Annotated in this window: 20 protein-coding genes; 13 read left to right on the top strand and 7 right to left on the bottom strand. The window is 49.2% G+C overall.

Annotation, left to right across the window (positions count from 1 at the left end):
• Positions 1–41: 41 nt before the first annotated feature.
• Complete coding sequence (gene tyrS, locus CWI73_RS08250; protein WP_126752341.1) at positions 42–1247, bottom strand: tyrosine--tRNA ligase; 1206 nt, start codon at positions 1245–1247, stop codon at positions 42–44.
• 203 nt (positions 1248–1450) lie between these two features.
• Between tyrS and CWI73_RS08245 the strand changes: the two genes are divergently transcribed.
• Together CWI73_RS08245 and CWI73_RS08240 are read left to right on the top strand one after the other, a co-directional pair.
• A complete protein-coding gene (locus CWI73_RS08245; RefSeq protein WP_126752340.1) occupies positions 1451–2767 on the top strand; it encodes an OapA family protein in 1317 nt (438 codons plus the stop codon).
• Entirely contained in the window at positions 2767–3873 is a 1107-nt protein-coding gene (locus CWI73_RS08240; RefSeq protein ID WP_126752339.1) for an anhydro-N-acetylmuramic acid kinase, read from the top strand. The genes CWI73_RS08245 and CWI73_RS08240 overlap by 1 nt, the downstream gene beginning before the upstream one ends.
• Before the next feature lie 3 nt (positions 3874–3876).
• Here the strand turns inward: CWI73_RS08240 and pepQ are convergent, their stop codons facing one another.
• From pepQ to CWI73_RS08225, 3 genes are all read right to left on the bottom strand, one after another.
• Positions 3877–5196, bottom strand: coding sequence for a Xaa-Pro dipeptidase (gene pepQ, locus CWI73_RS08235; protein WP_126752338.1), 1320 nt, complete (start codon positions 5194–5196; stop codon positions 3877–3879).
• Between the two features lie 81 nt (positions 5197–5277).
• Positions 5278–5628 (bottom strand): iron-sulfur cluster insertion protein ErpA, encoded by a 351-nt coding sequence (erpA, locus tag CWI73_RS08230; protein WP_053953885.1) that lies wholly within the window; start codon positions 5626–5628, stop codon positions 5278–5280.
• A 55-nt stretch (positions 5629–5683) separates the two neighbouring features.
• Complete coding sequence (locus CWI73_RS08225) at positions 5684–6430, bottom strand: DUF6776 family protein (protein ID WP_126752337.1); 747 nt, start codon at positions 6428–6430, stop codon at positions 5684–5686.
• Positions 6431–6524: 94 nt separating this feature from the next.
• Here CWI73_RS08225 and CWI73_RS08220 point away from each other — a divergent pair, with 94 nt between their 5' ends.
• The 4 genes from CWI73_RS08220 (at position 6525) to hemL (ending at position 11024) form a co-directional block, all read left to right on the top strand.
• Positions 6525–8213, top strand: coding sequence for a chloride channel protein (locus CWI73_RS08220; protein WP_126752336.1), 1689 nt, complete (start codon positions 6525–6527; stop codon positions 8211–8213).
• A complete protein-coding gene (gene hemJ / locus CWI73_RS08215) occupies positions 8210–8641 on the top strand; it encodes a protoporphyrinogen oxidase HemJ (protein WP_126752335.1) in 432 nt (143 codons plus the stop codon). Before CWI73_RS08220 ends, hemJ begins: the two co-directional genes overlap by 4 nt.
• Positions 8642–8711: 70 nt before the next feature.
• Positions 8712–9725, top strand: a complete 1014-nt coding sequence (locus CWI73_RS08210) for an aspartate carbamoyltransferase (protein ID WP_126752334.1) — start codon at positions 8712–8714, stop codon at positions 9723–9725.
• Between the two features lie 15 nt (positions 9726–9740).
• Positions 9741–11024, top strand: a complete 1284-nt coding sequence (gene hemL, locus CWI73_RS08205; RefSeq protein ID WP_126752333.1) for a glutamate-1-semialdehyde 2,1-aminomutase — start codon at positions 9741–9743, stop codon at positions 11022–11024.
• Between the two features lie 33 nt (positions 11025–11057).
• Here the strand turns inward: hemL and mrcB are convergent, their stop codons facing one another.
• Genes mrcB through pepB form a run of 3 tightly spaced genes read right to left on the bottom strand, consistent with a single transcriptional unit; the run spans position 11058 to position 17077 of the window.
• Positions 11058–13319 (bottom strand): penicillin-binding protein 1B, encoded by a 2262-nt coding sequence (gene mrcB, locus CWI73_RS08200; protein WP_126752332.1) that lies wholly within the window; start codon positions 13317–13319, stop codon positions 11058–11060.
• On the bottom strand, positions 13316–15772 hold the full coding sequence (hrpB, locus tag CWI73_RS08195; RefSeq protein WP_126752331.1) for an ATP-dependent helicase HrpB: 2457 nt from the start codon (positions 15770–15772) through the stop codon (positions 13316–13318). Before hrpB ends, mrcB begins: the two co-directional genes overlap by 4 nt.
• Positions 15773–15778: 6 nt before the next feature.
• Complete coding sequence (gene pepB / locus CWI73_RS08190) at positions 15779–17077, bottom strand: aminopeptidase PepB (protein WP_126752330.1); 1299 nt, start codon at positions 17075–17077, stop codon at positions 15779–15781.
• 55 nt (positions 17078–17132) lie between these two features.
• On the opposite strand from pepB, the gene sfsA reads away from it, so the two are divergent.
• The 7 genes from sfsA (at position 17133) to panC (ending at position 22909) form a co-directional block, all read left to right on the top strand.
• Complete coding sequence (sfsA, locus tag CWI73_RS08185; RefSeq protein ID WP_126752329.1) at positions 17133–17837, top strand: DNA/RNA nuclease SfsA; 705 nt, start codon at positions 17133–17135, stop codon at positions 17835–17837.
• A 141-nt stretch (positions 17838–17978) separates the two neighbouring features.
• The gene (dksA, locus tag CWI73_RS08180) at positions 17979–18431 is read left to right on the top strand and encodes an RNA polymerase-binding protein DksA (protein WP_053953875.1); all 453 of its coding nucleotides are present in this window, start codon (positions 17979–17981) and stop codon (positions 18429–18431) included.
• Positions 18432–18437: 6 nt separating this feature from the next.
• A complete protein-coding gene (gluQRS, locus tag CWI73_RS08175; protein ID WP_126752328.1) occupies positions 18438–19289 on the top strand; it encodes a tRNA glutamyl-Q(34) synthetase GluQRS in 852 nt (283 codons plus the stop codon).
• Between the two features lie 148 nt (positions 19290–19437).
• Positions 19438–20760, top strand: a complete 1323-nt coding sequence (gene pcnB / locus CWI73_RS08170) for a polynucleotide adenylyltransferase PcnB (RefSeq protein WP_126752500.1) — start codon at positions 19438–19440, stop codon at positions 20758–20760.
• Complete coding sequence (gene folK / locus CWI73_RS08165) at positions 20747–21253, top strand: 2-amino-4-hydroxy-6-hydroxymethyldihydropteridine diphosphokinase (protein WP_126752327.1); 507 nt, start codon at positions 20747–20749, stop codon at positions 21251–21253. Before pcnB ends, folK begins: the two co-directional genes overlap by 14 nt.
• A gap of 19 nt (positions 21254–21272) precedes the next feature.
• Entirely contained in the window at positions 21273–22067 is a 795-nt protein-coding gene (gene panB, locus CWI73_RS08160) for a 3-methyl-2-oxobutanoate hydroxymethyltransferase (protein ID WP_126752326.1), read from the top strand.
• Positions 22064–22909, top strand: coding sequence for a pantoate--beta-alanine ligase (gene panC, locus CWI73_RS08155; RefSeq protein ID WP_126752325.1), 846 nt, complete (start codon positions 22064–22066; stop codon positions 22907–22909). The genes panB and panC overlap by 4 nt, the downstream gene beginning before the upstream one ends.
• Positions 22910–22921: the final 12 nt, after the last annotated feature.

Below are 22921 nucleotides of genomic sequence, written 5' to 3'. Positions count from 1 at the left end.
TACTGATGTAACCGGCGTTTTTTTATTCAGAGAGTGTCTGCTTAAGCTGTCAGCGTCAGCTTCGCAAAACGACGTTTACCGACCTGGTAGACACCCGAGTCCTTGTCTGTACATACGTAGTTCTTGTCGGTGAAACGCTCACCATCCAGCTTCACGGCATTTTGCTTGAGCATTCGCAATGCTTCCGATGTGGATTGAACTAACCCCGCTTCTTTTAGCACATTAGCAATGCCCATGCCTTCAGCACCGACGGCTATCGTTTTTTCTTCAATCTCATCTGGCAGGGCGTTTTTCTGAAAGCGCTGAATAAAGTCCTGCTCAGCTTTGTCAGCCGCGTCGTCTGAATGAAAACGCGCAATAATCTCTTTCGCCAGCAGTACTTTGACATCACGTGGGTTTTTACCCGCCGCTACATCCGCTTTTAAACCATCAATTTCAGCAATGGAGCGGAAACTTAAAAGGTCAAAGTAACGCCACATTAATTCGTCAGACACTGACATTATCTTACCGAACATGTCGTTGGGTGATTCAGTAATGCCAATGTAGTTATTCAGCGACTTCGACATTTTTTGCACGCCATCCAAGCCTTCCAGCAGCGGAGTCATAATGACGGTCTGGGGGCGCAGCCCTTCTTCTTTTTGCAGCTCGCGACCCATTAGCAGATTGAAACGCTGATCGGTGCCACCGAGTTCGATATCTGCTTTCAGTTCTACAGAATCCCAGCCCTGAACTAGTGGGTACAGAAATTCGTGAATCGCAATCGACTGGTTGTTTTGGTAGCGCTTTTTGAAGTCATCACGTTCAAGCATACGAGCAACGGTTTGACGGGCAGCCAATTTAATCATATCGGCAGCCCCCATTTTCGACATCCACTCCGAGTTAAAGCGAATCTCTGTCTTTTCCGGGTCCAGAATCTTAAACACTTGCTCTTTATAGGTTTCAGCGTTAGCAACCACTTCTTCCGGTGTCAGGGGTTTACGAGTCACGTTTTTACCCGTTGGATCACCAATCATGCCGGTAAAGTCACCAATGAGGAAAACAATTTTATGGCCAAAGTCCTGTAACACCCGCAATTTATTGATAAGCACGGTGTGCCCTAAATGCAAATCAGGAGCAGTGGGGTCAAAACCAGCTTTAACAACCAGAGGCTTGCCGCTTTCCAGCTTCTCTGCCAGCTCTTGTTCCAGCAGCACCTCCTCGGCACCACGTGTAATTTCAGCAATAGCCTCTGCCACTTCTGTTTTCATCAAACCTCTCCATCGATTACCCGGTCAAACCGGATATTTTACGTCATTCTTAACACAGTTTTAAGCTCAGAAACTGGTATTCTGCGTTTTTTCGTATTATCCTCGAAACCATAAGGTTATTCTGAGGTCTTAAACGAGGCACCCTGTATATCGCTTACAGGGGTAACCATAATAAAGAAAGTTTGTTCTAAAGTGCGCTAAATATGACATTGAAAGTAGTTTCTCAAATGCAGCGGATGTTTCTGCAGCTTCCGCATTCTCATAAAATACTAATCAGCGCGATTAGTGTTGCCCTACTCATTTTGTTGGTGATTCCTTCAGAGCCAGCAACGGCATCTAAAAATACAACCTCCGTTGACCAACTTGTTCCGGGTAAGCGCTACCAGCTGGAACTGGCCTTTGATAATAACGCCAATAATGAAGAAAGCGCCACTCAAGAGCTTCACTGGCAAACTTATCAAATCAAGTCTGGCGATAATCTGGCCGACATTTTCAGTAAGTTAGGTTTTAGCGCACAAGAGCTTTACCGCGTCACGGAGTCAGGTGAAGAAGCCAAGCTGCTGCGCAAGGTACACCCTGGCGACCTGCTGCGCTTCGCGACAGACTCAAATGAGAAGTTAGTTCAATTAACGCACGACATTAACGGCACCGACACACTCATTATCACGCGCCAAAAAGACAGTTTCGTCGCGGAAGTTGAAGTTAAAGGCGTTGAAGTACGAACCGAGTTTGCACACGCGGTAATTGACTCCAGTTTTTGGAATGCCGGTATTAGCTCCGGACTGACCGATAACCAAATTATGCGTATCGCCAATATCTTCGGTTGGGATATCGACTTCGCCCTCGATTTACGCAAAAACGATGAGTTCAGTGTGTTATTCGAAACGCATTACGTCGACGGTGAATTTGTTGGCTACGGAAAAATACTGGCCGCCGAGTTCGTCAACCGGGGCGAACACTTCCAGGCCATATTGCATGACAATGGCCAGTATTACACGCCAAATGGCCGTGCAATGCGTAAGACATTTTTACGCTCGCCGGTTAACTTTACCTATATTAGCTCGAGTTTTAACCCACGTCGCCTGCATCCGGTGACCGGCCGCGTGCGCCCTCACAACGGCATTGACTACGCAGCATCAACCGGCACACCGGTTATGTCTTCTGGTGACGGTAAGGTGGTTCAGGCTGGCTATAACCATTTAAATGGTAATTACATTTTTGTGCAGCACGGCGAACACTACACAACGAAATACCTACATTTAAGCCGCAAGCACGTTAGAACGGGCGATCGCGTTAAACAAGGCCAGGTAATTGGTCGTGTCGGCGCAACAGGTCGGGTAACCGGTGCTCACTTACATTACGAATTCCTGGTTGATGGCGTTCACAGAAACCCTCGCACAGTGGAACTGCCACAGGCGAAATCTCTGGCCGAGTCAGAGCTGCCAGCATTCCGCCAGCAAGCCGACCAAATTATTGCAGTACTAAACGACAATAAACGTGTTTATTTGGCAATGAGATAATGTCCGAGCTTTATGTTGGCTTAATGTCAGGAACCAGCATGGACGCCATTGACGCTGTGCTGGTTCAGATAGACGCTGACGGAAAGCCAGCTCTAAATGCATCCCTTAGCTCCCCTATTCCAATTAAACTGCGTAATCGGCTCTTACAGCTAAGCGTGAATGACCAATGGTGTGCCGATGAGTTCGCTGAGCTGGATGTACTTTTTTCTGAGCACTCTGCTGCTGTCGTAAAGGAGTTATTGAGTAAAGCTCAAGTGCTGGCTGAGAATGTCACCGCCATAGCCAGTCATGGTCAAACCGTTCGTCACAAACCCGGTCATCGTTCGCCTTACACGCTGCAGTTAGGTGATCCTTCCAGGCTGGCATTTAACACCCAAATAGACGTCATACATGACTTTCGCCGCAAAGACGTCGCAGCTGGCGGTCAAGGCGCGCCATTAGTCCCGGCGTTTCACAGGCACATTTTCGCGCAACGGGAGAAAAGCGTCGCTATTGTTAACTTAGGTGGCATTGCCAACATCACTTGGTTAGGCCCTCAGCAACAGCTGCTCGGCTTTGATACAGGCCCCGCCAATACCTTGATGGACCAGTGGATACAACACTGCAATGCTAACAAAAGCTACGATGAGAATGGCCACTTAGCGAGTCAGGGCAAGGTTATAGAAGAGCTGTTAAATGTGTTACTACAACATACATTCTTTTCCCGCAAAGCGCCAAAGAGTACTGGCCGTGAAGAGTTTAACCTCACGTATTTAAAGCCGCTTCTCAAAGCGAGCTACACAGCTGAAGATGTTCAAAGAACCTTGCTCGCACTTACTGCCGAAACGCTAAGTAACGAAATTAATGGTTTACCCACGAAGCCTGAGCAGGTTTACTTTTGCGGCGGCGGTATCAACAATGAGCTGCTCATAACAGAAATCACCCAGCGCCTCGGTTCAACGATATGTGGAACGACGCAAGAGCTTGGAGTTGACCCTCAATGGGTTGAGGCGATGGCATTTGCGTGGTTAGGTTGGTGCTATGAGCATAAAAAACCGGGGAACCACCCTGCTGTCACAGGTGCGGTGGCCCCGGTTGTACTTGGTTCTAAAACGCTATTTTCTTAAACTTTACTCTGCGCCCAGCGCTTTAAAAGCGTCACGAGTCAGGTTCTCGTTGTTTCCGTCTTTACCGACAACAATGCTGTCTTCAATACGAACACCGCCATAAGGTCGTAACTCGTCAACCTTATCCCAGTTAATGTCGTCGCTGTCTTTGTGTTCTTCGAGCAACTGGTCAACAACATAGAGACCTGGCTCAATGGTAAACACCTGACCTTCTTCAACATCACGTAGCAAACGCAAGAACGGATGACGCTCACTACGCTCGTAACTGCTGCCATCATCAGACTTCAGGAAGCCCCCGACGTCGTGAACCTGCAAGCCAATAAAGTGACCCAGGCCGTGAGGCATAAAGGCACTGGTGTAACCTTTGTCGTAAATACTTTGTGCATCGCCACTGATAAAGCCAAAGTCACTCAGAATCTGAGCCACTTTCAAGTGCATCGAGACGTGTAAATCGTAATAGTTAACACCGGGCTTAATTTCACTCAGTAAATCTCTTTGAGCGTTATCCATCGCCTTAACTAAGTCCGCATAAAAGCCTTCTTCGTAAGCGTATGAGCGCGTGATATCGGCACAGTAACCGCGATAACGTGCACCCGCATCAATTAAGAACGAACGAAATTGCTTCGGCGGCTCAGTATCGTAGACATCGTAATGTAAAATTGCAGAATGACTATTCAGAGCGACAATGCTGTTATACGGCACCTGTGACTCACGAAAGTTAATAGCGGCTAAATAGGCGTGATGAATTTCCAGCTCACTTTTTTCAGCGTAGAAAGCTTCTTTTGCGGCGACATGCGCTTTTGCTGCCAGCTTATTGGCTTCACGCAAGTTCTCCAGTTCCCACTCGGTTTTAATGGCTCGGTGGAAGTGCAGATGATCAATCAGGTTTTGTGGATTACGCGCTTTTACGTTCCAGCTATGAACCGGCTCTGCGAAATCTTCACCGATAAACGCTGTTTCCGCCAGCTCGCTGCCGATATCGTCACTCATAATACTGAGGTCATCAATAATTTTTAAATCAACATACTGCTGCCACTCTTCTTCGGGTACATTGACCGGAGCGTGCCAGAAGTCTCTGGCCTGGAATAGATAAACGGTAGGACGTTGACTGCCTTTGCGATAAAAGATCGCACTTTTGGGGCTTTCAGTAACAGGTACCCAGTATTTAAACAGCGGGTTGACGCGATAAGGCGGCGCGTTGTCGTCAAGAAAATCGACTCGTGGCTGACCTGAGTAAATCAGGGTCGATTCAAAACCGGTATCTGCTAGTGCTTTATCAAAGCGCTCACAAACCGTTTTGATATGTTCAGCGTATGCACTCATAAAAAAACCTCACAACAAATGGTGAGGTCATTTTAGCGCAAATAAGGCCGGTTTTCAGCTGAAGCAGACTCCCTGTAAAGACTAGATAGAGAAACTTGAACCACACCCACAAGTGGTGGTGGCATTCGGGTTGTCAACGAAAAAGCGCGAACCTTGCAAGCCTTCTTCATAGCTAACAATGCCACCCATAAGATACTGGAGGCTCATTGGATCAACCAATAAAGTCACACCTTCTTTTTCGACCTGCATATCGCCCGGGTTGGGGGTTTCATCAAAGGTAAAGCCGTATTGAAAACCTGAACAACCGCCGCCCGTCACATAGACGCGCAGCTTCAAGTTCGGATTTTCTTCTTCCGCAATGAGTTGGCTCACTTTTTTTGCGGCTTGTTCGGTAAACTCAATAGGTACCGCTGTTTCCGCAGAACTGCTCATAGTGTTTCACCCTCGTTGAACTCTGTGGGCATTTTCTCTTACCTGACTATTTTGGTCAAGTATCGCCGTCAGTCCTGACATTCGTTGCCGGCTGACCTTTTCGAATGTCTTTCCAAAAGAACGAACGATTTAACGTGCCACGTCCTCCGTCGGTTAATGTAACCGACACATCAATACGCTCAGGTACAAGCCCTTCAGGCATGAAAAAATCACCTTCGTATACTGAGAAATAACGCATGGTGAAGTTACGTTCATCGGCACCAATGTTGGCTAACTTCATCAGGTCAAAGCGGCGCTTTTCGCCGTTAACTCGCCCCACTAAATCAATAGCGACCCGCCCTTCCACGAAACGCCGACGTTGCTCAATCTGGAGAACCGCCAACGAGAAATGGAAGTGTTTTTCGGCCTGGTTCGGTGTCACCGTAATGGAGTCGATAGTTACCCCACCTTGCTGTAACTCGGGTGCCATTATTTTCTGGTAAAACGCGAGATCCCGGCGCAAGGCATAGTTGTCATTTTGTAGTGCCGTTAACTCGTCCTGCAAGCTTTGATTCGATGAGCGCTCAATATCCAGTTCCACTTGCATTACGTGGCGCTGATATTCCATCTGCTCCAGACGTTTATACATATCGTCCAGTTGATTGGACTGCTCTCTGACCGTTTCTTTCAACGAGTTCGCATGCCAAACGCCGGCAAGGTAAGCTAAATAGGCAAAAAGTACGACTAAACCCACCACCGCCAAAAAAGTTGGCAGCCTGCCGATACGCTTTTGCCAATATTTGAGATTAAAGTACCGCTTCATAATGCTCGCTCATTTCCATTAGCCGCTTATGCTGATATGTTATTGATAAATATGCAAGCCTCGAGCCCGGGTTTCGTTTAAGGAACAACACTAAATGGCGCCTTTATTACGACAACAGTTACGCAAACAATTGGCCATGCCAACGACAACAATTGCTATCTGTTTGTTGGGGTTAGCCGGGGGCGTGCTCGCCGCATTAATGATTGCCGGTTTCCGTTTTGCCATTGAGTACGGCGCTCATCTCATTGGTAACGACACTTACTGGCAGGAACCCTTGCCAACAACGCTCCGTTTTATCATACCCATTGCCGCCGCGTTACTTATTTACGGTATTTTTCGTTTATCGGGTTCGCGCTACGTGCGTATGGGCATTCCCTATGTCATCCATCGTATGAAACAGCATTACGGCATGCTTCCTTGGCGCAGCACCGTTAACCAGTTTTTTGGTGGAATTATTGCCCTGATCGCCGGGTACAGTGTCGGCCGCGAAGGTCCCGCGGTTCATTTAGGAGCAGCCGCATCGACTTGGCTCGGCTTCCATGTCGATGCCCCTAAAAACGCCTTACGCACGCTTGCCGCCTGCGGTATTGCAGCGGCTATTGCGGCTTCTTTTAATACCCCACTTGCCGCTATGGTATTGGTTATGGAAGTGGTACTGCGGGAATACAAAGTCCACGTCTTTATTCCAGTCATGCTGTCAGCCGTCGCCGGGTCTTTAATCACCGAAGAGATTTTCGGCGTTGCATCAGAGCTGGCCATGTTATCGGCACAAGACATTCCAACCACTCAGTTGCCTTGGGTGGTGATTCTCGGCGTCGTGTTAGGCGTCGTCGGCGTTATCTTCAAGAAACTAATGCTGGATGTCATGGACACCGTGAAAGACATGTCCTTACTGACCCGGCTACTGTTCGCAGGCATTATCACCGCTTCTCTGGCAGTTATTATTCCAACCAGTTTAGGTCCCGGGCTAACCGCTATTGAACAGGTACTGAATCACCAAGGCGAAATGTCGTTACTGACAACATTATTACTGGCAAAGCTCTTTGCAGCCGCCATTGCTCTTGGAATGGGTATTCCCGGCGGGTTAATTGGTGCGGTGTTCGGTATTGGTGCCATTATCGCCGCGGTCTTTGTCGGTGCTGTTGACGTACTGGGTATTCAGCAAGCTCTATCTTTTGACAGCTTTATTCTATTGGGGATGGCCGGTATTCTGGCGGCCTGTATCCACGCACCTATGGCAGCACTGCTGGCTATCGTTGAGTTGTCACGCAGTGTTGAAATTATTATTCCGGCAATGCTGGTTATTGTTCCTGCCTACCTGATATCCAGCCAGCTGTTTAAGTCAAAGTCGATTTTTATCGCTCAGTTAGAGTTACAAGATCTTCCCTACCAGCTGGCACCTGTGCATGTGGCGCTGCAAAAAACCGGCGTTGAAAATGCCATGGAAACAGACTTTAAGCTATTGCTTGAGCCCACTCAGAATGAGTTGGTCGACTCGCTCGAGTCCGCTCAGGCCAAAACCGTTATTGTCATGTCAGTCGACGAAGACAACCAACCGCTGTACCGTCTTGTCTCTTATGACATTACAGCCGGTGACAGTCCAAGTTTGAGCTATACACCCATTAAGGGTTTGCGTATTACATCAACACTGGCCGAAGTCTACGACGAAATTGGACAACAACGCCGTGGTGCGGTGTATATTTATGAATCAAACGGTGAACACCCATGTGGCATAGTCACTTGGGAAACTGTCCGTAAAGCATTACAAAGAGAGTTAGCATGACGTGGATTTTATGGGTTAAAGCACTTCATATTGCCTTTATGGTCGCCTGGTTCGCAGGTATTTTTTACTTACCCCGGCTGTTTGTATATCACGCCATGAACGCCAAACCAGCCGTGCATGACCAGTTCTGTGTCATGGAAAGGCGCTTACTTTTTTTTGTAACACCTTTTGCCATTCTGACCTTAGTTTTTGGCCTGGTACTTATTTTTGCCTACGGTTCAGCTTGGTTTGCCGCCAGTGGCTGGCTACACGCCAAGCTAGTTTTAGTGACACTCTTATACGCTTACCACGGCTACTGCTTCAAGCTTCTGAAAGACTTCAAAAACGGTAGAAACACGAAAAGTCACCGCTTCTATCGAGTCTTTAACGAGCTGCCGGTACTGGCACTGTTTGCGATTATTATTTTAGCCGTGGTGAAACCGTATTAGATTCTAAAATTGTACTGACTTTGCTATAGTGTGCGTCCAGTGACATTCTGCGGCAGAGGCGCACCTATTGATGAATTTCACCGGTTCCAACATTCTCTCAGTCAACCAATTCGACCGAGACAGTATCGACTATATCTTTTCCGTTGCTGATAAAATGCAGCCCTATGCCCGTCGTAAAAAACGCACCCGGGTATTAGATGGCGCCATTCTCGGCAATCTGTTTTTTGAACCTTCGACTCGTACCCGAGTCAGTTTCGGCACTGCGTTTAACCTGCTAGGTGGCGAAGTTCGCGAAACCACAGGCATGGAAAGCTCAGCGATTGCCAAAGGCGAGTCTCTCTACGACACCGCCCGCGTACTTAGCAGCTACAGCGATGTTATCGCTATGCGCCACCCTAAGTCCGGCTCGGTGAAAGAGTTTGCCAGTGGCAGCCGGGTACCGGTGATTAATGGTGGTGATGGCGCCAACGAGCATCCGACTCAGGCACTTCTCGACCTGTATACCATTGAGAAAGAGCTGGCTTACCATCAGCAGAGCATCGATAACATGCACATCTGCATGATTGGTGACTTAAAGTACGGACGTACGGTGCACTCGCTGTCGACACTCTTGTCCATGTATAAAAACATTAAGTTTACGCTGATTTCTCCACGTGAATTGTCGATGCCCGAGTCCGTCTTAGCCACTCTGGAGAACGCGGGTCATCAGGTCACTGTCACGGAAAAGGTCGACGGCATTGTCGATGCTGACATTGTGTATCAAACCCGTATCCAGCAAGAGCGCTTCGCAAGTCCCGAAGACGCTGATCAATATCGCGGTAAATTTCGTTTAAATCAGGAAATTTATACCAAGCACTACAAACCCAATACCGTCATTATGCATCCGTTACCGAGGGATTCCCGAGCAGAAGCGAATGAGCTCGATAACGATCTTAACCAGAACCCAAACCTGGCAATTTTCAGGCAGGCTGATAACGGAGTGCTTATTCGGATGGCGCTATTTGCACTGACACTCGGCGTCGTTGACCAGGTCGACAAACACGAATGTGACGTCATCTGGTACAGCGAAAAAAGCCAACAATAAAGAGGTAACTGCGACATGAGTCGTTCAGAAGATTTATTCAAGCAAGCACAAATTAGTATTCCCGGTGGCGTGAACTCACCCGTTCGTGGCTTTAGTGGTGTTGGCGGCACACCCATATTTTTTGAAAGCGCAGAAGGCGCTTATATGTTCGATGCCGACGGCAAACGTTACATTGACTATGTCGGTTCGTGGGGACCTATGATTCTTGGCCACAACCACCCCGCCGTCTTAGAGGCAACATTAGCAGCGGCCAAAAGGGGCTTAAGCTTCGGTACGCCAACCGAAATTGAAATCACTATGGCGGAAACCATTCGTAAAATTGTACCGTCGATTGAAAAGGTTCGTATGGTGAATTCCGGTACCGAAGCAACCATGACAGCTATTCGCTTGGCGCGTGGTTATACCGGTCGTGACAAAATTCTGAAGTTTGAAGGTAACTACCATGGCCACGCTGACTCCTTGTTGGTGAAAGCAGGCTCTGGCGCATTGACCTTAGGAGTTCCAAACTCTCCGGGCATTCCGGAAGACTTAGCCAAGCACACGCTAACTGTTAACTACAACGACATCGATTCAGTTAAAGAGGCATTTAAAGAGTTCGGCGACGATATTGCTTGTATTATCGTTGAGCCGGTTGCCGGCAATATGAACTGTATCCCGCCTGTTCCCGGCTTTTTAGAAGGCCTGCGTGACGTTTGTGACGAGTACGGTTCAGTACTTATTTTTGACGAAGTCATGACCGGCTTCCGCGTTGCTCCGGGTGGTGCCCAGGAGCGCTATGGCATTACTCCCGACTTAACCACCTTAGGAAAAGTAATTGGTGGCGGTATGCCGGTTGGTGCATTTGGCGGTAAGAAAGAAGTCATGGACTACATTGCGCCAGTTGGTCCAGTGTATCAGGCCGGCACTTTGTCAGGTAACCCAGTCGCCATGTCAGCGGGCTTAGCTGCGTTGCAGCAACTGTCGACTCCGGGGCTTTATGACCAACTCTACCAACGCGTAGATGCCTTAGTCGATGGACTTCAAGAGCGAGCCAACAGAGCTGGCGTGCCAATGACAACCAACCGTGCAGGCTCTATGTTTGGTTTCTTCTTTACTGAAGATCCGGAAGTTACGTCTTATGCGCAAGCAACTCAATGCAATATGGAGCATTTCAAAGCGTTTTATCACGCAATGCTGAATGAAGGTGTGTACCTTGCGCCATCTGCATTTGAGGGCGGCTTCATGTCAGCTGCACACACTGAAGATGACATTGAGAAGACCTTGCAGGCTGCGGAAAAGGCCTTTACTCAACTGAAGTAAACCACTGCTTTAGTAGCTAACAACTCGGTGGGACTAGCCTCCAAACAGGCGGTCCCACCAACTTTTTTCCTCGATATTACCGTCACAGGTTATATTGTCCGGCAAGCGTATTCCTTCTGCTGGCAATAGTTCGCCATTATCACAATCATTAGGTATGCGTTGCCCTGTCCGTTCATGAAAACGTTGCATTTTCAAAGGCTCAGGAATCTCCAGCGCCATGCTTAGCGGTGGTTTACGTTCGTAATAGTCAGCGACAACTCTTAACGCACCGCTACTGCCTGTCAGGCCTGTCGGTTGGTTATCGTCCCTTCCCAGCCAGGCTGTCACCACTTGCTCTCCGTCAACGGCAACAAACCAGCTATCCCGGTAGTCATTAGTGGTGCCGGTTTTACCGCCAACTTTTTGTCCGGCTAACACTCGTTGTAAGGCGCTCGCCGTGCCTTCCGCTACTACACCATGCAAACCAAATTTCGTCAGATACGAGACCTTTGAGTCAAACACCTGAGAGGTACTTTTTTCAGGTGCCCGATATAAAACATCGCCCTGATGCGTGGTAATAGACGAAATTGCTGACAGAGACTGGAAGCGACCGTCATTCATGAGTGCGCTGTACATTCTGGTGACCGCAAACGGCGTTAATGACGCAGAGCCTAAGGTTAGCGATGGGTACGCTTCCAGTGGCGTAACCACACCCAGCCGCTTCATGTAATCCACGACAGTATCAACACCAACCTCTACACCGACCCTAACTGCCGGAATATTGCGAGACTGAACAAGCGCGTCGTACAGCAGCAAACTCCCTTTAAATTCGGTATCGTAGTTCTGTGGCTGCCAAGTCTTACCACGTTTGTCTTCAAGAGTTATTGCTTCATCAACCACCGGAGTATGCAGGCCGATGCCGGACTCTTGCATTGCGGTTGCATAAACTACCGGCTTTATTAGTGAGCCTATCGGGCGCAGTGCCATCAATGCCCGATTATAACCGACGGTTTGACTGAGTCTTCCGCCAGCCAGCGCCGTTATCGTCCCTTGTCGATAATTCGCCACGACCATAGCACCTTCCAGCGCACTGTCGTCATCGGTAAGCTTACGCGCCAGCGATTTTTGTACCGCCTCCTGCGCATTAACATCCATGTCGGTGTATATCTTCAAGCCCGTGTCCTGCCAGTCTTCCGGCAACGCCAGGGTTTTCATTTCGCGCTTAATAATATCCATATAGTGAGGGTACGGATGCTCTACTAACCGTCGACTTTCCCTCACGTCTAACTGTTGCTGTACCGCCGCTACATAAGTCGATTTCGCGATAAGATCCTGGTCGAACATGACCTTTAACACCGTATCCCGACGCTTTTGAGCACGTTCCGGGAATCGCCTTGGGTCATAGTAAGATGGGCCTTTTATCATTCCAATGAGTAACGCAACTTCATCAACTGACAGCTCCTGAACCTGCTTACCGAAGTAAAACTGGCTGGCAAGCCCTATACCATGAATTGCGTTGCGGCCATCCTGACCGAAATACACTTCGTTTAAATAGGTTTCCAGAATGGTGTTTTTATCAAAACGGTAGTCGATAACCAGCGACATCATGGCTTCGTGAAACTTTCGCCATAAGGTTTGCTCGCGGGTGAGGTACAAGTTTTTCACCAACTGCTGAGTTAACGTCGAGCCCCCCTGAACCGTTCTGCCTGCTCTTAGGTTCGCGACTAACGCTCTTAGAATAGCCCAGGGAGAAACGCCCTTATGATGATAGAAGTTGCGATCTTCCACCTGAAGTAGCGTCTCAATGAGTAGGTTAGGTACCACTTCCAAACCAACCAATAACCGGTCTTCTTTGCTTAACGTGCTAATTCGACCGATGAGCTCAGGCTCTAACCGAAAGCTTTTCAACTCTCTCCCACTGGGCCACGAGGTAATAGATGCAACTCGATCATTTACAAAGTGAACCTGAACCCGCTTAGACATTTGTGGACCGTCTGAGAAATCAAACGGCCGACGGTGAACCATGACGCTGTCATTGCCGACCGAATAGTACCCGGACTGCTCAGTGTTATTACTGCGGTTATAGCCAATACGCTCGAGTGTTTTTATAAGCGTCGACTGCTGTAATGGGTAACCGGGATAGACACGTAACTCGTCGGCGTAGACAAGTGCCGGCGCTTGATAACGCTCTGTTTTAAAGTGCTTAGACAGGGTGGCATCTAGGTATATCGCATACACAGCAATGACGGCAGCAACCGCTAAACCAATCTTAAAGCTTGTCCAGAATAAATAGCTTAACCATTGACGTTTTATCACTGCATTTGCCTTTTGGTTTTATAGGTCGCCTCGGCGTTTATCGGATCTTCCGGCCACGGGTGTTTCGGGTAGCGCCCGCGCATTTCCTTGCGGACGTCCTGATACGCGTTGTCCCAAAAGCTCTTTAAGTCATTGGTTCGCTGTAACAGCCGGCCTGCCGGCGAGAGTAAATCGACCGATACGACTTGCTGCCCATCAATAATCCGCGGTGAGTCCTTTATGCCAAACATTTCCTGCAATTTCACCTCAACTCGCGGGGGGCCGTCCAGATAATTTATAAAGATTTTACGTTGTGTGGGTGTTTCCCAGTGTTCCGGGCACGCATTATCCAGCCGTTGCTTTTCATCGTAGTTAAGCCGGTACGCCAACGCCTCGCATGGGTCCCAGGCCTGTAACTGCGTCAGCGACTTCACCGAATTCCAGTACGGGTAAGCCCAGTCCTCCAAGTAAGAAAGTAAGCCCTCATGTGATAGTGAGTATTCACTTAACTCACCGGTGACTGACTGTAACAAACGCATACGTGCCAGCAGTTGGTTTGCCTTGCGCGACCAGTTAAGCATTTCAAGACCTTTTTTATTCAGATAGTCGGCAAATGCCTGGCAACGCTCTTCGTTGGCCACATCCCCGTCGAGTTTTTCTTCGGAGAGAACCAATGCTCCTATGATCTTGCCCTTAATTCGAGTCAGCGTTTGCTGCGTGCCAACCCAGTCAGCGGAATAAATGTCAGTAGTTGATAACCCAGCGGCCTCTATTGCACCGAAAATGTCAGGCAGCTCGACATAACTCCGTACTTTGCCGTTGCTATCACTCTGTTGAAAGGTTGCGTCAAATATAATTACCCATTGAGGCTGGTTTAATAACTCGGCAACGGATGCGAGTCGCCCGCCGGTGACCAGCTGGTAACTTTTCTTCGCTTTGCTGTACTTTGCCAACCTGTCAGGAAACCCTGCGACGAGCGTTTTTTCTAGGCCTTTGTTGTTAGCTCGCGTACTCTCAGACACCTGTAAACGCTTTAACCAATACTGCCAACGCCTGCGCCAGCGACTCAATGTCTGACGTTGTTGATAATGTTGCTGTGCACTGTCGAGAATATCGAGCGTTTTAATGTGCGCCGATGGCTCTTCCAGGGTAGCCAAAGCCTGCGCGCAAGCAGCCTTCAGTTCATGACTTTCTGAGCGGGCCGCATCGCAAATGAGTGCAAGACGTGCATCGGTGCCCGGGTCGAGAGTCTTCGCTTTCTTCGTCAACAGACCATCAACCAAAAGCCCTGTTAATGACAAAAACTGCTCAGCAACCCGGCAATGCACAGAGTTGGGCGGTGTCAGCCAGGCCAACTCGTCGACTGAACTGCCCCACTTCATCACTTCCAGTACCAGTGACGTTAAGTCCTGACTTTCTATGTCGGCAGCGGCGTACTTGGGTTGACCGTGCTCTTCCGCTTTAGACCAAACGCGGTAGCATGTTCCTGGCTGTAATCGCCCTGCGCGGCCAGCTCGCTGCGTCGCGGATGCTTTAGACACAAAGTGCGTCGCCAACTGGTTCATGCCGTAACCCGGCAAAAAGTTAGCCCGACGTTCACGTCCGCTGTCCACAACCACATCTATGCCTTCTATGGTTAGGCTAGTCTCTGCAATGTTAGTCGCAAGAATAATTCGCTTACCATTACTAGCTTTTAACGCTTGCTGCTGCTCTTTAAGTGACAGCCGGCTATGCAAGGTATAAACATCGACAGCGGTTGCCACCAGAGAGCCCAGTGCTTGTTGCACACGTTCAATTTCGTAGATACCCGGCAGAAACACCAGCACGCCTTTATCGGCATTTCCTAAAGCCTCGACAATGACACTGGGCAAATGCAGTAACCACTCACTTCGCTTTTTAGGTGCTCGGTATTGAATGTCTATTGGAAAGCTACGTCCTTCGCTTCTAAGCGTTGTTACCCCTTCACAATACCCGGACAACCACTCAGAAATAGCTTCGGCCGGCAGTGTCGCTGACATGACCAACAGGTTTAAGTCGTCACGTAACGGCAGCGCGTCCATGACTAACGCCAGGCTTAAATCACTGTGTAAATTGCGCTCATGAAATTCGTCGAATATCAGTGTGGAGATATCACTAAGCTCAGGGTCCTCCTGTAACCAACGTACTAATATGCCTTCAGTGACGACAAGAAGCTTGGTGTTCTTCGTGCGTTTCGTCTCACCGCGCACAACATAGCCTACCGTTTCACCAACCTCTTCTCCCAGTTGCCTGGCCAGGTAACTGGCCACATTGACGGCAGCAACCCGACGCGGCTGCAGCATAACAGTGATGCCATGAGTGCCCAGCTGTTCGTGCAGTAAATAAAGAGGCAGGTAGGTCGATTTACCGGCACCCGGCGGTGCCTCTAAAACCACACGTGCCGCCGGGAAGCATTGCGCTAACTCCGGCAGCACGTTTTCAACAGGTAGGCTCATACCAAATTAGTCACCTTGAACAGTCGCGGCAATGGTTCTGACGCCTAACGCTGTCGCCCCTGTTGCCCACATAGCTGTCGCAGACTTCTGATACGCCCCGGCTAAGTCAAAGTGCAGCCAGCCTTTACCTTGCTCAGGCGCAAAGCGCAGCAGGAAACCGGCCGCATTGCTGGCCCCTCCGGCACCACCACCTTTTTGCGGGCGGCTGTTTGCGGTATCAGCAAAAGCCGATGGGCAGTTTTCCGAATGCCATGGAGCCAGCGGCAAACGCCACAGCAACTCGTGCTCTTTGTCGGCATTTTTCAATGCTCGGGCCGCGGCGCTGTCATCGACACTAAACAACGCATTGTATTCGTTACCCACGGCCATTTGAGCAGCACCGGTCAGCGTAGCTGCATCAATAATGTTTTTCGCACCAAACTCGCCAGCAGCCTGCAAGCCGTCAGCAAGCACCAAACGACCTTCGGCGTCAGTATTAACCACTTCTACGGTCAAACCGTTCTTATAACGAATAATATCGCCCAGCTTATACGCACGTCCGTCAATCATGTTTTCAGCGCAGCAAAGAATCAATTTAACGCGCTTGTTCAGGCCACGGCGAATAGCCAACGACAATGCACCAGTCACTGTTGCCGCACCACCCATGTCGCACTTCATAGACAACATGCCTTCGCTCGGCTTAATACTGTAGCCACCGCTGTCATAGGTAATACCTTTACCGATAAGCGCTGTATCAACAGGCGCGTTGTCGTCGCCGGTTGGGTTGTAGTCAAGTACCAACATGCCAGGCGCATGCTGGCTGGCACGACCCACGGTATAAATTCCCATCCAGCCTGCGTCTTTCAGAGCCTCACCTTTAATAAACTCTGCGCTTATCGCATCGGGCGCTAACCCTTTAAAATGTTCAATAACGCGCTCAGCCAGGCTTTCCGGATAAATATCTTCTGCCGGTAAGTTGGTGAGCTCACGGCTAAAGCGGGTGGCATCACGCATAGCGTCAAGGTGTTTTGCCGCTTCTGCGTCGTCTGCGTGCCATATCACATCATTTTTTGACAGTGTTGACGTAAAGCCCTGATACAGCGCCCACTGGCGTTCCATATCCCAGCCGTCACCAGACACTGCGACCTTTATTACGCCATTGTTGTCGAGGGTTCGTCCCGCTTTTTGAATACGCCGCAAATTCTCAGACTCGTCGTCTACCAAAATTATTTTTGCTGCGTCGCCGTCAAAAACGACGTTAGACTTCGGGTTCCAATGAGCTGCAGGTGCTTCATTCGTTAAGTAAACCGCTAGTGCGCTGGACATTCTCAACCTCTCTCGATAATTTGCTTTCAGTTACTTTAGAGTTATGAGGTCTCTGATGCAATTTAACAAGCCCCTTCGCCGGGGAGTTTTACAAAAACGCTATAAACGCTTTCTTGCCGACATTGATTTTGGTGATGGGCAAATAACAACGGTTCACTGCCCGAACACCGGTGCAATGACAGGCTGTGCTGAACCCGGCTACACGGCTTACTGCAGTATTTCGGACAATAAAAAACGCAAGTACTCACACACTTGGGAGCTGTCGCAAAATTTGGAGGGCAAATTTATTGCGGTGAATACCGGCTGTGCGAATACATTGGCCGGAGAGCTGCTAAATAGTGAACTTATACCGGAGCTTAGTGGTTGGTCCGAACTGAGGGCTGAAAAAAAGTACGGGCAGGAAAATAGCCGCATCGACTGGTGGGGCGTAGACCCTAATGGCAAAGAGTGCTTTGTCGAGGTAAAAAGTGTGACACTTGCCGAGAAAGAAAGCGGCTATTTCCCGGATGCCGTCAGTCAGCGTGCCCATAAGCATTTGAATGAGCTCATGCACGTTGTCGAACAAGGGCATCGAGCCATCCAGCTCTATATGGTGATGCACACCGGTATTGAATCGGTCAGCCCAGCGAAACATATCGATCCAAAATACGCAGAACTCTGTATTAAAGCGGCGGAACACGGCGTCGAATTTTACGCGGTGAAATGCGCCATAAATGAAAAAGAAATTCGACTGGAGAGACCAGTTCCAGTGCGCTTATAGCGCGAGGTTTTGAGTTAAATTTTAAGCAAAAGAGTCGTTGGAATAGCGTTGCCAACCTGATCCCTTTCTGGTATATGTAGCGTCCTTTTTTAAACGCACGCTTTTAGAGCACTCTAGTTTTAGAGAATTAGGAGATCCAAAATGCCTCAAGGCAAGGAAAAGAAAACCCATGGCATTCTGGCACTAGCCGGCCTGGAGCCTTATCAGGAGAAGCAGGGCGAAGAGTACATGAATGACGCGCAGCGTGCGCATTTTCGTCGTATTCTGGAAGAATGGCGTCGTCAGTTACGCCAAGAAGTTGATCGCACCGTGCATCATATGAAAGATGAAGCAGCGAACTTCCCTGACCCAGTTGACCGCGCGGCGCAAGAAGAAGAGTTCAGCATTGAATTGCGCACTCGTGACCGTGAGCGCAAGTTGATTAAGAAAATTGAGAAAACGCTGCAAAAAATTGAAGACGATGACTTCGGCTTTTGCGATTCATGCGGCATAGAAATTGGTATTCGCCGCTTAGAAGCGCGTCCAACAGCGGATCTCTGCGTTGACTGCAAAACCCTGGCAGAAATGAAAGAGAAACAAATGACAGGAGCCTAAGGGCTCATGTACCGCGGCCGATTTGCCCCGACCCCGTCGGGGCCACTACATTTAGGCTCGTTGGTTGCTGCTGTTGGTAGCTACCTTGATGCTCATGCGCATAACGGCCAGTGGTTTGTTCGTATTGAAGATGTCGACAAACCTCGCGCAATTCCCGGCGCTGCCGATACTATTCTCCGCCAACTCGAAGAGCACGGACTCACCTGGCATGGTGAGGTTATCTTTCAAAGTAACCGTGACGAATCGTATCAGGATTACATCAACTCGCTAATTTCCGCCGGTTTCATCTATCAATGCGATTGTTCACGTAAGGCCATTCGTGAGCGCGGTGGTATTTATGATGGCTATTGCCGAACTCGTCAACCACGCCCGACACCTTATGCATTACGCTATATCAACAGCAACCCCGTCAATCAATTCAATGACCGGGCACTCGGCGTACAACAGGGTGATACCAGCACCTGTGCAGAAGACTTTGTAGTGAAGCGCCGTGATGGCTTGTACGCATACCAATTAGCGGTGGTGGTTGATGATATTGAGCAAGGTATTACCGATATTGTGCGTGGTAGCGACCTGGTTGTTCCGAGCTTTTGGCAGCTCACTTTGTGGCAGCATATCGCTAAAGCCAAGCCTCGAATGATGCACTTACCATTAGTGACATCGAGTGACGGCCGTAAGCTCAGCAAACAAAATCACGCGCCAGCAATAAACAGCCAACACGCGTCAGACAATCTGTTAACAGCCCTCGATTACCTGGGTATTGATGCCCATGAACTCAGTGAAACGCGACAAATCGATGAGATATTGGCCTTCGCGGTGCAAAAATGGCGCAAAAAGTGGCACATTACGCCTGCTTGACGGTACAATATGCGACCAATTGAAAACAAACAACAATAACAATGGTAAGGGAGAGACCACCATTATTAAGCGAATAAAAGAGTTAGCAAAACGCGCTTTCTCCAGCAAGGATACCACCAGCAACAGTCGTTTACCGGCGTTGAAAGTTATCCCAAGAGATAAACACCCCGTATCCCGGAACGACATTAGCAAAAACGCACTTAAAGTCCTTTACCGCTTACATAACAGCGGCTTCGACGCCTATTTAGTGGGCGGTTGCGTACGTGATATTTTACTCGGTATTCAACCGAAAGACTTCGACGTGACCACCAATGCGACGCCTGAACAAGTGAAATCGCTATTTCGAAACTGCCGCCTTATTGGTCGTCGGTTTCGTCTGGCGCATGTCGTGTTTGGCAAAGAGATTATTGAAGTTGCTACGTTTCGCGGGCATCACGCCGATGACACCGACTCAAAAAGCAGTAAGAAAAACCAGCACGCACACAGTGATGAGCATGGTCAGTTAGTACGCGACAATGTCTATGGCACCATAGAGGAAGACGCAGAGCGCCGTGATTTCACCGCTAACGCGCTGTATTACAGTATTGCCGACTTTGCCATTTACGACTTTGCGAACGGCGTAGAAGATATCAACAAAGGTGTTTTACGCTTAATTGGTGATGCTGAAACACGCTACCGCGAAGACCCGGTCAGAATGCTGCGTGCGGTACGTTTTGCGACCAAGCTCAATATGCAACTGGATACCGCGGTTCGTGACCCTATTCCTGAACTAGCGTCATTGCTTGCAAACATTCCGCCAGCGCGTCTGTTTGACGAATTTCTGAAAATGTTCATGTCGGGTAAAGCCACTGCCAACTTTTCCATGATGATGGAGCTGGGGCTGTTTCAGCAGCTATTTCCAATGCTTAAAGGGCACCTCAGTGACGCCCAGTCGCCCGCATACCAAATGCTGTTAAAAGCATTTAAAGACACTGACAAGCGCATTGCTGAAGACAAAAGAGTCACCCCGGCCTACCTTGTTGCTGTGCTGTTGTGGTGGCCATTGTTGGCCCGTAAAGAGCAGTTGGAAAACGAGGGTGGCCTGCCGCCTATGGATGCGATTAACATTGCCGCTGCCGATGTCGTACACAGGCAGTCTCAGCGTGTTTCTATTCCTAAACGCTTTAGTTTACCGGCTCGTGAAATTTGGCAGCTGCAACGACGTTTGCAAGTCACTAAAGGTGGCAGAGCAATGAAAGCGCTTGAGCACAAACGCTTCCGCGCCGCTTATGACTTTATGTTGCTGCGCTCACACGCCGAGCCCGAAGACAAAAAACTGGCTGAACTGGCTCAGTTCTGGACAGAAGCTCAGAACAACCCGGCTAAGCTCAAAACCGGTAAGTCCGGTGCTCCCACTCGCAAGCCGAGACGCCGTCGTCGCGGACCGCGTAAGAAGAAGCCACAAAGCAACTCAGATAATGGCTCAGCATAATGCCTATGTCGCACTGGGGAGTAATTTAAACGACCCGCTCAATAACATACTCAGTGCGCTGTCACGATTAAATCGGTCCAATAGCTGGCAACTTGTCAGCTATTCTTCGCTTTACGGCAGCAAGCCCATGGGACCGCAAGATCAGCCTGACTATGTTAATGCCGTGTGTCTGTTGAAGACGGAATTGTCTGCTTACGACTTGCTGCAGTCACTGCATGATATTGAAGACGAGTTTGGCCGCAAACGCATTCGTCATTGGGGTGAGCGCACATTAGATCTCGATTTATTATTATTCGATAACGAGACGCATCAAAAGCCAGGCTTGACGGTTCCACACCCGGGTATTTATGAGCGTAGCTTTGTCCTGTATCCGTTGGCTGAAATAACGTCAGCACTTGTCTTACCCAACGGCAAAACAGTGACTGAGCAAGCCAAGACACTTACCGAAAGCGGTCTTGACGTGCTAGTCTACCAGTCATCTATTTCTTTATAACTTTGCTAAAGGTCGCATAATGGCTACAACCAGCATTGCTACACTGCAAAAAATGAAGCGTGAAGGCGTTAAAATTAGCTCGCTTACCGCCTACGACTCCAGCTTCGCAAAATTAATGACCGAACAGGGTGTCGACTTTATGCTTGTCGGCGACTCATTAGGTAATGTTGTTCAGGGCCGCAATTCGACTGTTCCGGTCACACTCGATGACATGGCCTATCACACAGAATGTGTGCGCCGCGGCGCCCCTGAAGCCTTCGTTATTAGCGATATGTCGTTTATGACCTACTCGACTCCAGAGCAAACCTATGACAATGCGGCGGCACTTATGCAAGCCGGTGCTAATATGGTGAAGCTGGAAGGCGGTGAATGGCTGGAAGACACCATTAAAGGGCTACATACTCGCGGAATTCCGGTTTGTGCACACCTTGGTTTACTGCCGCAGTCAGTCAATGTGCTAGGCGGCTACAAAGTACAGGGTAAAGAAGAGCAACAGGCAGAAAACACCCTGCGTCAGGCAAAAGCACTCGAAGCCGCAGGCGCTCAACTGTTGGTGTTGGAGTGTATTCCATCCAGCTTAGGCAAGCGCATTACCGACGCCTTAACTATTCCGACCATTGGTATCGGTGCCGGTCCTGACACCGACGGACAGATATTGGTGATGCACGACATGCTGGGCATGAACAGTGACTATTTGCCCAAATTTGCCAAAGACTTTCTGGCGCAGGGCGGTTCTCTCGCTGATGCGTTTCGTTTATACACCGAGCAAGTGCGCTCGGGCGAATTTCCGGCTCCGGAGCACTGCTATAAATGAAGGTACTAAAAAGCTTACAGGAGCTTCGTGAGTGGCGTAGTGCACAGCAGGAAGTCGCACTTGTTCCAACTATGGGCAACTTACATGACGGCCACTTACAGCTGGTAAAAAGTGCGCTGCAACATTGCGACAATGTGGTGGTGAGTATTTTTGTGAACCCAATGCAGTTTGGTCCCAACGAAGATCTAGACAGTTACCCCAGAACCTTAGACGCCGACTGCGCCGCATTAGAGAAGTTGGGCGTTAGTGCCGTGTTTACTCCCACAGTCAGTGATGTTTATCCACGCGGACTGGAGCAACAGACGAAGGTCAGCGTGCCCGGCATAAGCAATATTTTATGTGGTGCCAGCCGCCCAGGCCATTTTGACGGTGTGGCAACTATTGTCTGCAAGCTGTTCAATATGGTGCAGCCACAAGTCGCTGTTTTTGGCGAAAAAGACTATCAACAACTGCAAGTCATTCGGCTAATGACTCAGGACTTAAGCTTGCCGGTAGAAGTTATTGGAGTGCCAACACAGCGAGAAGCCAGCGGTTTGGCTTTAAGCTCACGCAACGGTTATTTGACAGCAGAAGAGAAAGTTCAGGCAACAGCGCTCTACAAAAGCCTTCAAGATGCGAAAGCGGGGCTTGAACGCCGGGAAGACTTTGAGCAGATAGAGTCTCAGGCAGTTCAACAGCTGGGGAAAGCTGGTTTTAAAGTGGACTACTTTAGCATCCGTAACGCAAACGACTTACAACCAGCCTCTAAAACTGACGAAAAGTGGGTCATATTGGCCGCGGCTTTTCTCGGAAAAACTCGCCTGATAGACAACCTTCAGGCTAATAACCCAGCGGCCACTTAACTCACTTTTCGG

Source organism: Idiomarina piscisalsi (genome assembly GCF_003987095.1).
Lineage (GTDB): Bacteria > Pseudomonadota > Gammaproteobacteria > Enterobacterales > Alteromonadaceae > Idiomarina > Idiomarina piscisalsi.
This window is presented reverse-complemented; position numbering and strand designations above follow the sequence as displayed.

Excerpts from the sequence above, each read along its gene's own strand:
- tyrS (WP_126752341.1), bottom strand. The coding sequence starts at position 1,247 with ATGAAAACAGAAGTGGCAGAGGCTATTGCTGAAATTACACGTGGTGCC.
- CWI73_RS08245 (WP_126752340.1), top strand. The coding sequence starts at position 1,451 with ATGACATTGAAAGTAGTTTCTCAAATGCAGCGGATGTTTCTGCAGCTT.
- CWI73_RS08240 (WP_126752339.1), top strand. The coding sequence starts at position 2,767 with ATGTCCGAGCTTTATGTTGGCTTAATGTCAGGAACCAGCATGGACGCC.
- pepQ (WP_126752338.1), bottom strand. The coding sequence starts at position 5,196 with ATGAGTGCATACGCTGAACATATCAAAACGGTTTGTGAGCGCTTTGAT.
- erpA (WP_053953885.1), bottom strand. The coding sequence starts at position 5,628 with ATGAGCAGTTCTGCGGAAACAGCGGTACCTATTGAGTTTACCGAACAA.
- CWI73_RS08225 (WP_126752337.1), bottom strand. The coding sequence starts at position 6,430 with ATGAAGCGGTACTTTAATCTCAAATATTGGCAAAAGCGTATCGGCAGG.
- CWI73_RS08220 (WP_126752336.1), top strand. The coding sequence starts at position 6,525 with ATGGCGCCTTTATTACGACAACAGTTACGCAAACAATTGGCCATGCCA.
- hemJ (WP_126752335.1), top strand. The coding sequence starts at position 8,210 with ATGACGTGGATTTTATGGGTTAAAGCACTTCATATTGCCTTTATGGTC.
- CWI73_RS08210 (WP_126752334.1), top strand. The coding sequence starts at position 8,712 with ATGAATTTCACCGGTTCCAACATTCTCTCAGTCAACCAATTCGACCGA.
- hemL (WP_126752333.1), top strand. The coding sequence starts at position 9,741 with ATGAGTCGTTCAGAAGATTTATTCAAGCAAGCACAAATTAGTATTCCC.
- hrpB (WP_126752331.1), bottom strand. The coding sequence starts at position 15,772 with ATGAGCCTACCTGTTGAAAACGTGCTGCCGGAGTTAGCGCAATGCTTC.
- pepB (WP_126752330.1), bottom strand. The coding sequence starts at position 17,077 with ATGTCCAGCGCACTAGCGGTTTACTTAACGAATGAAGCACCTGCAGCT.
- sfsA (WP_126752329.1), top strand. The coding sequence starts at position 17,133 with ATGCAATTTAACAAGCCCCTTCGCCGGGGAGTTTTACAAAAACGCTAT.
- dksA (WP_053953875.1), top strand. The coding sequence starts at position 17,979 with ATGCCTCAAGGCAAGGAAAAGAAAACCCATGGCATTCTGGCACTAGCC.
- gluQRS (WP_126752328.1), top strand. The coding sequence starts at position 18,438 with ATGTACCGCGGCCGATTTGCCCCGACCCCGTCGGGGCCACTACATTTA.
- folK (WP_126752327.1), top strand. The coding sequence starts at position 20,747 with ATGGCTCAGCATAATGCCTATGTCGCACTGGGGAGTAATTTAAACGAC.
- panB (WP_126752326.1), top strand. The coding sequence starts at position 21,273 with ATGGCTACAACCAGCATTGCTACACTGCAAAAAATGAAGCGTGAAGGC.
- panC (WP_126752325.1), top strand. The coding sequence starts at position 22,064 with ATGAAGGTACTAAAAAGCTTACAGGAGCTTCGTGAGTGGCGTAGTGCA.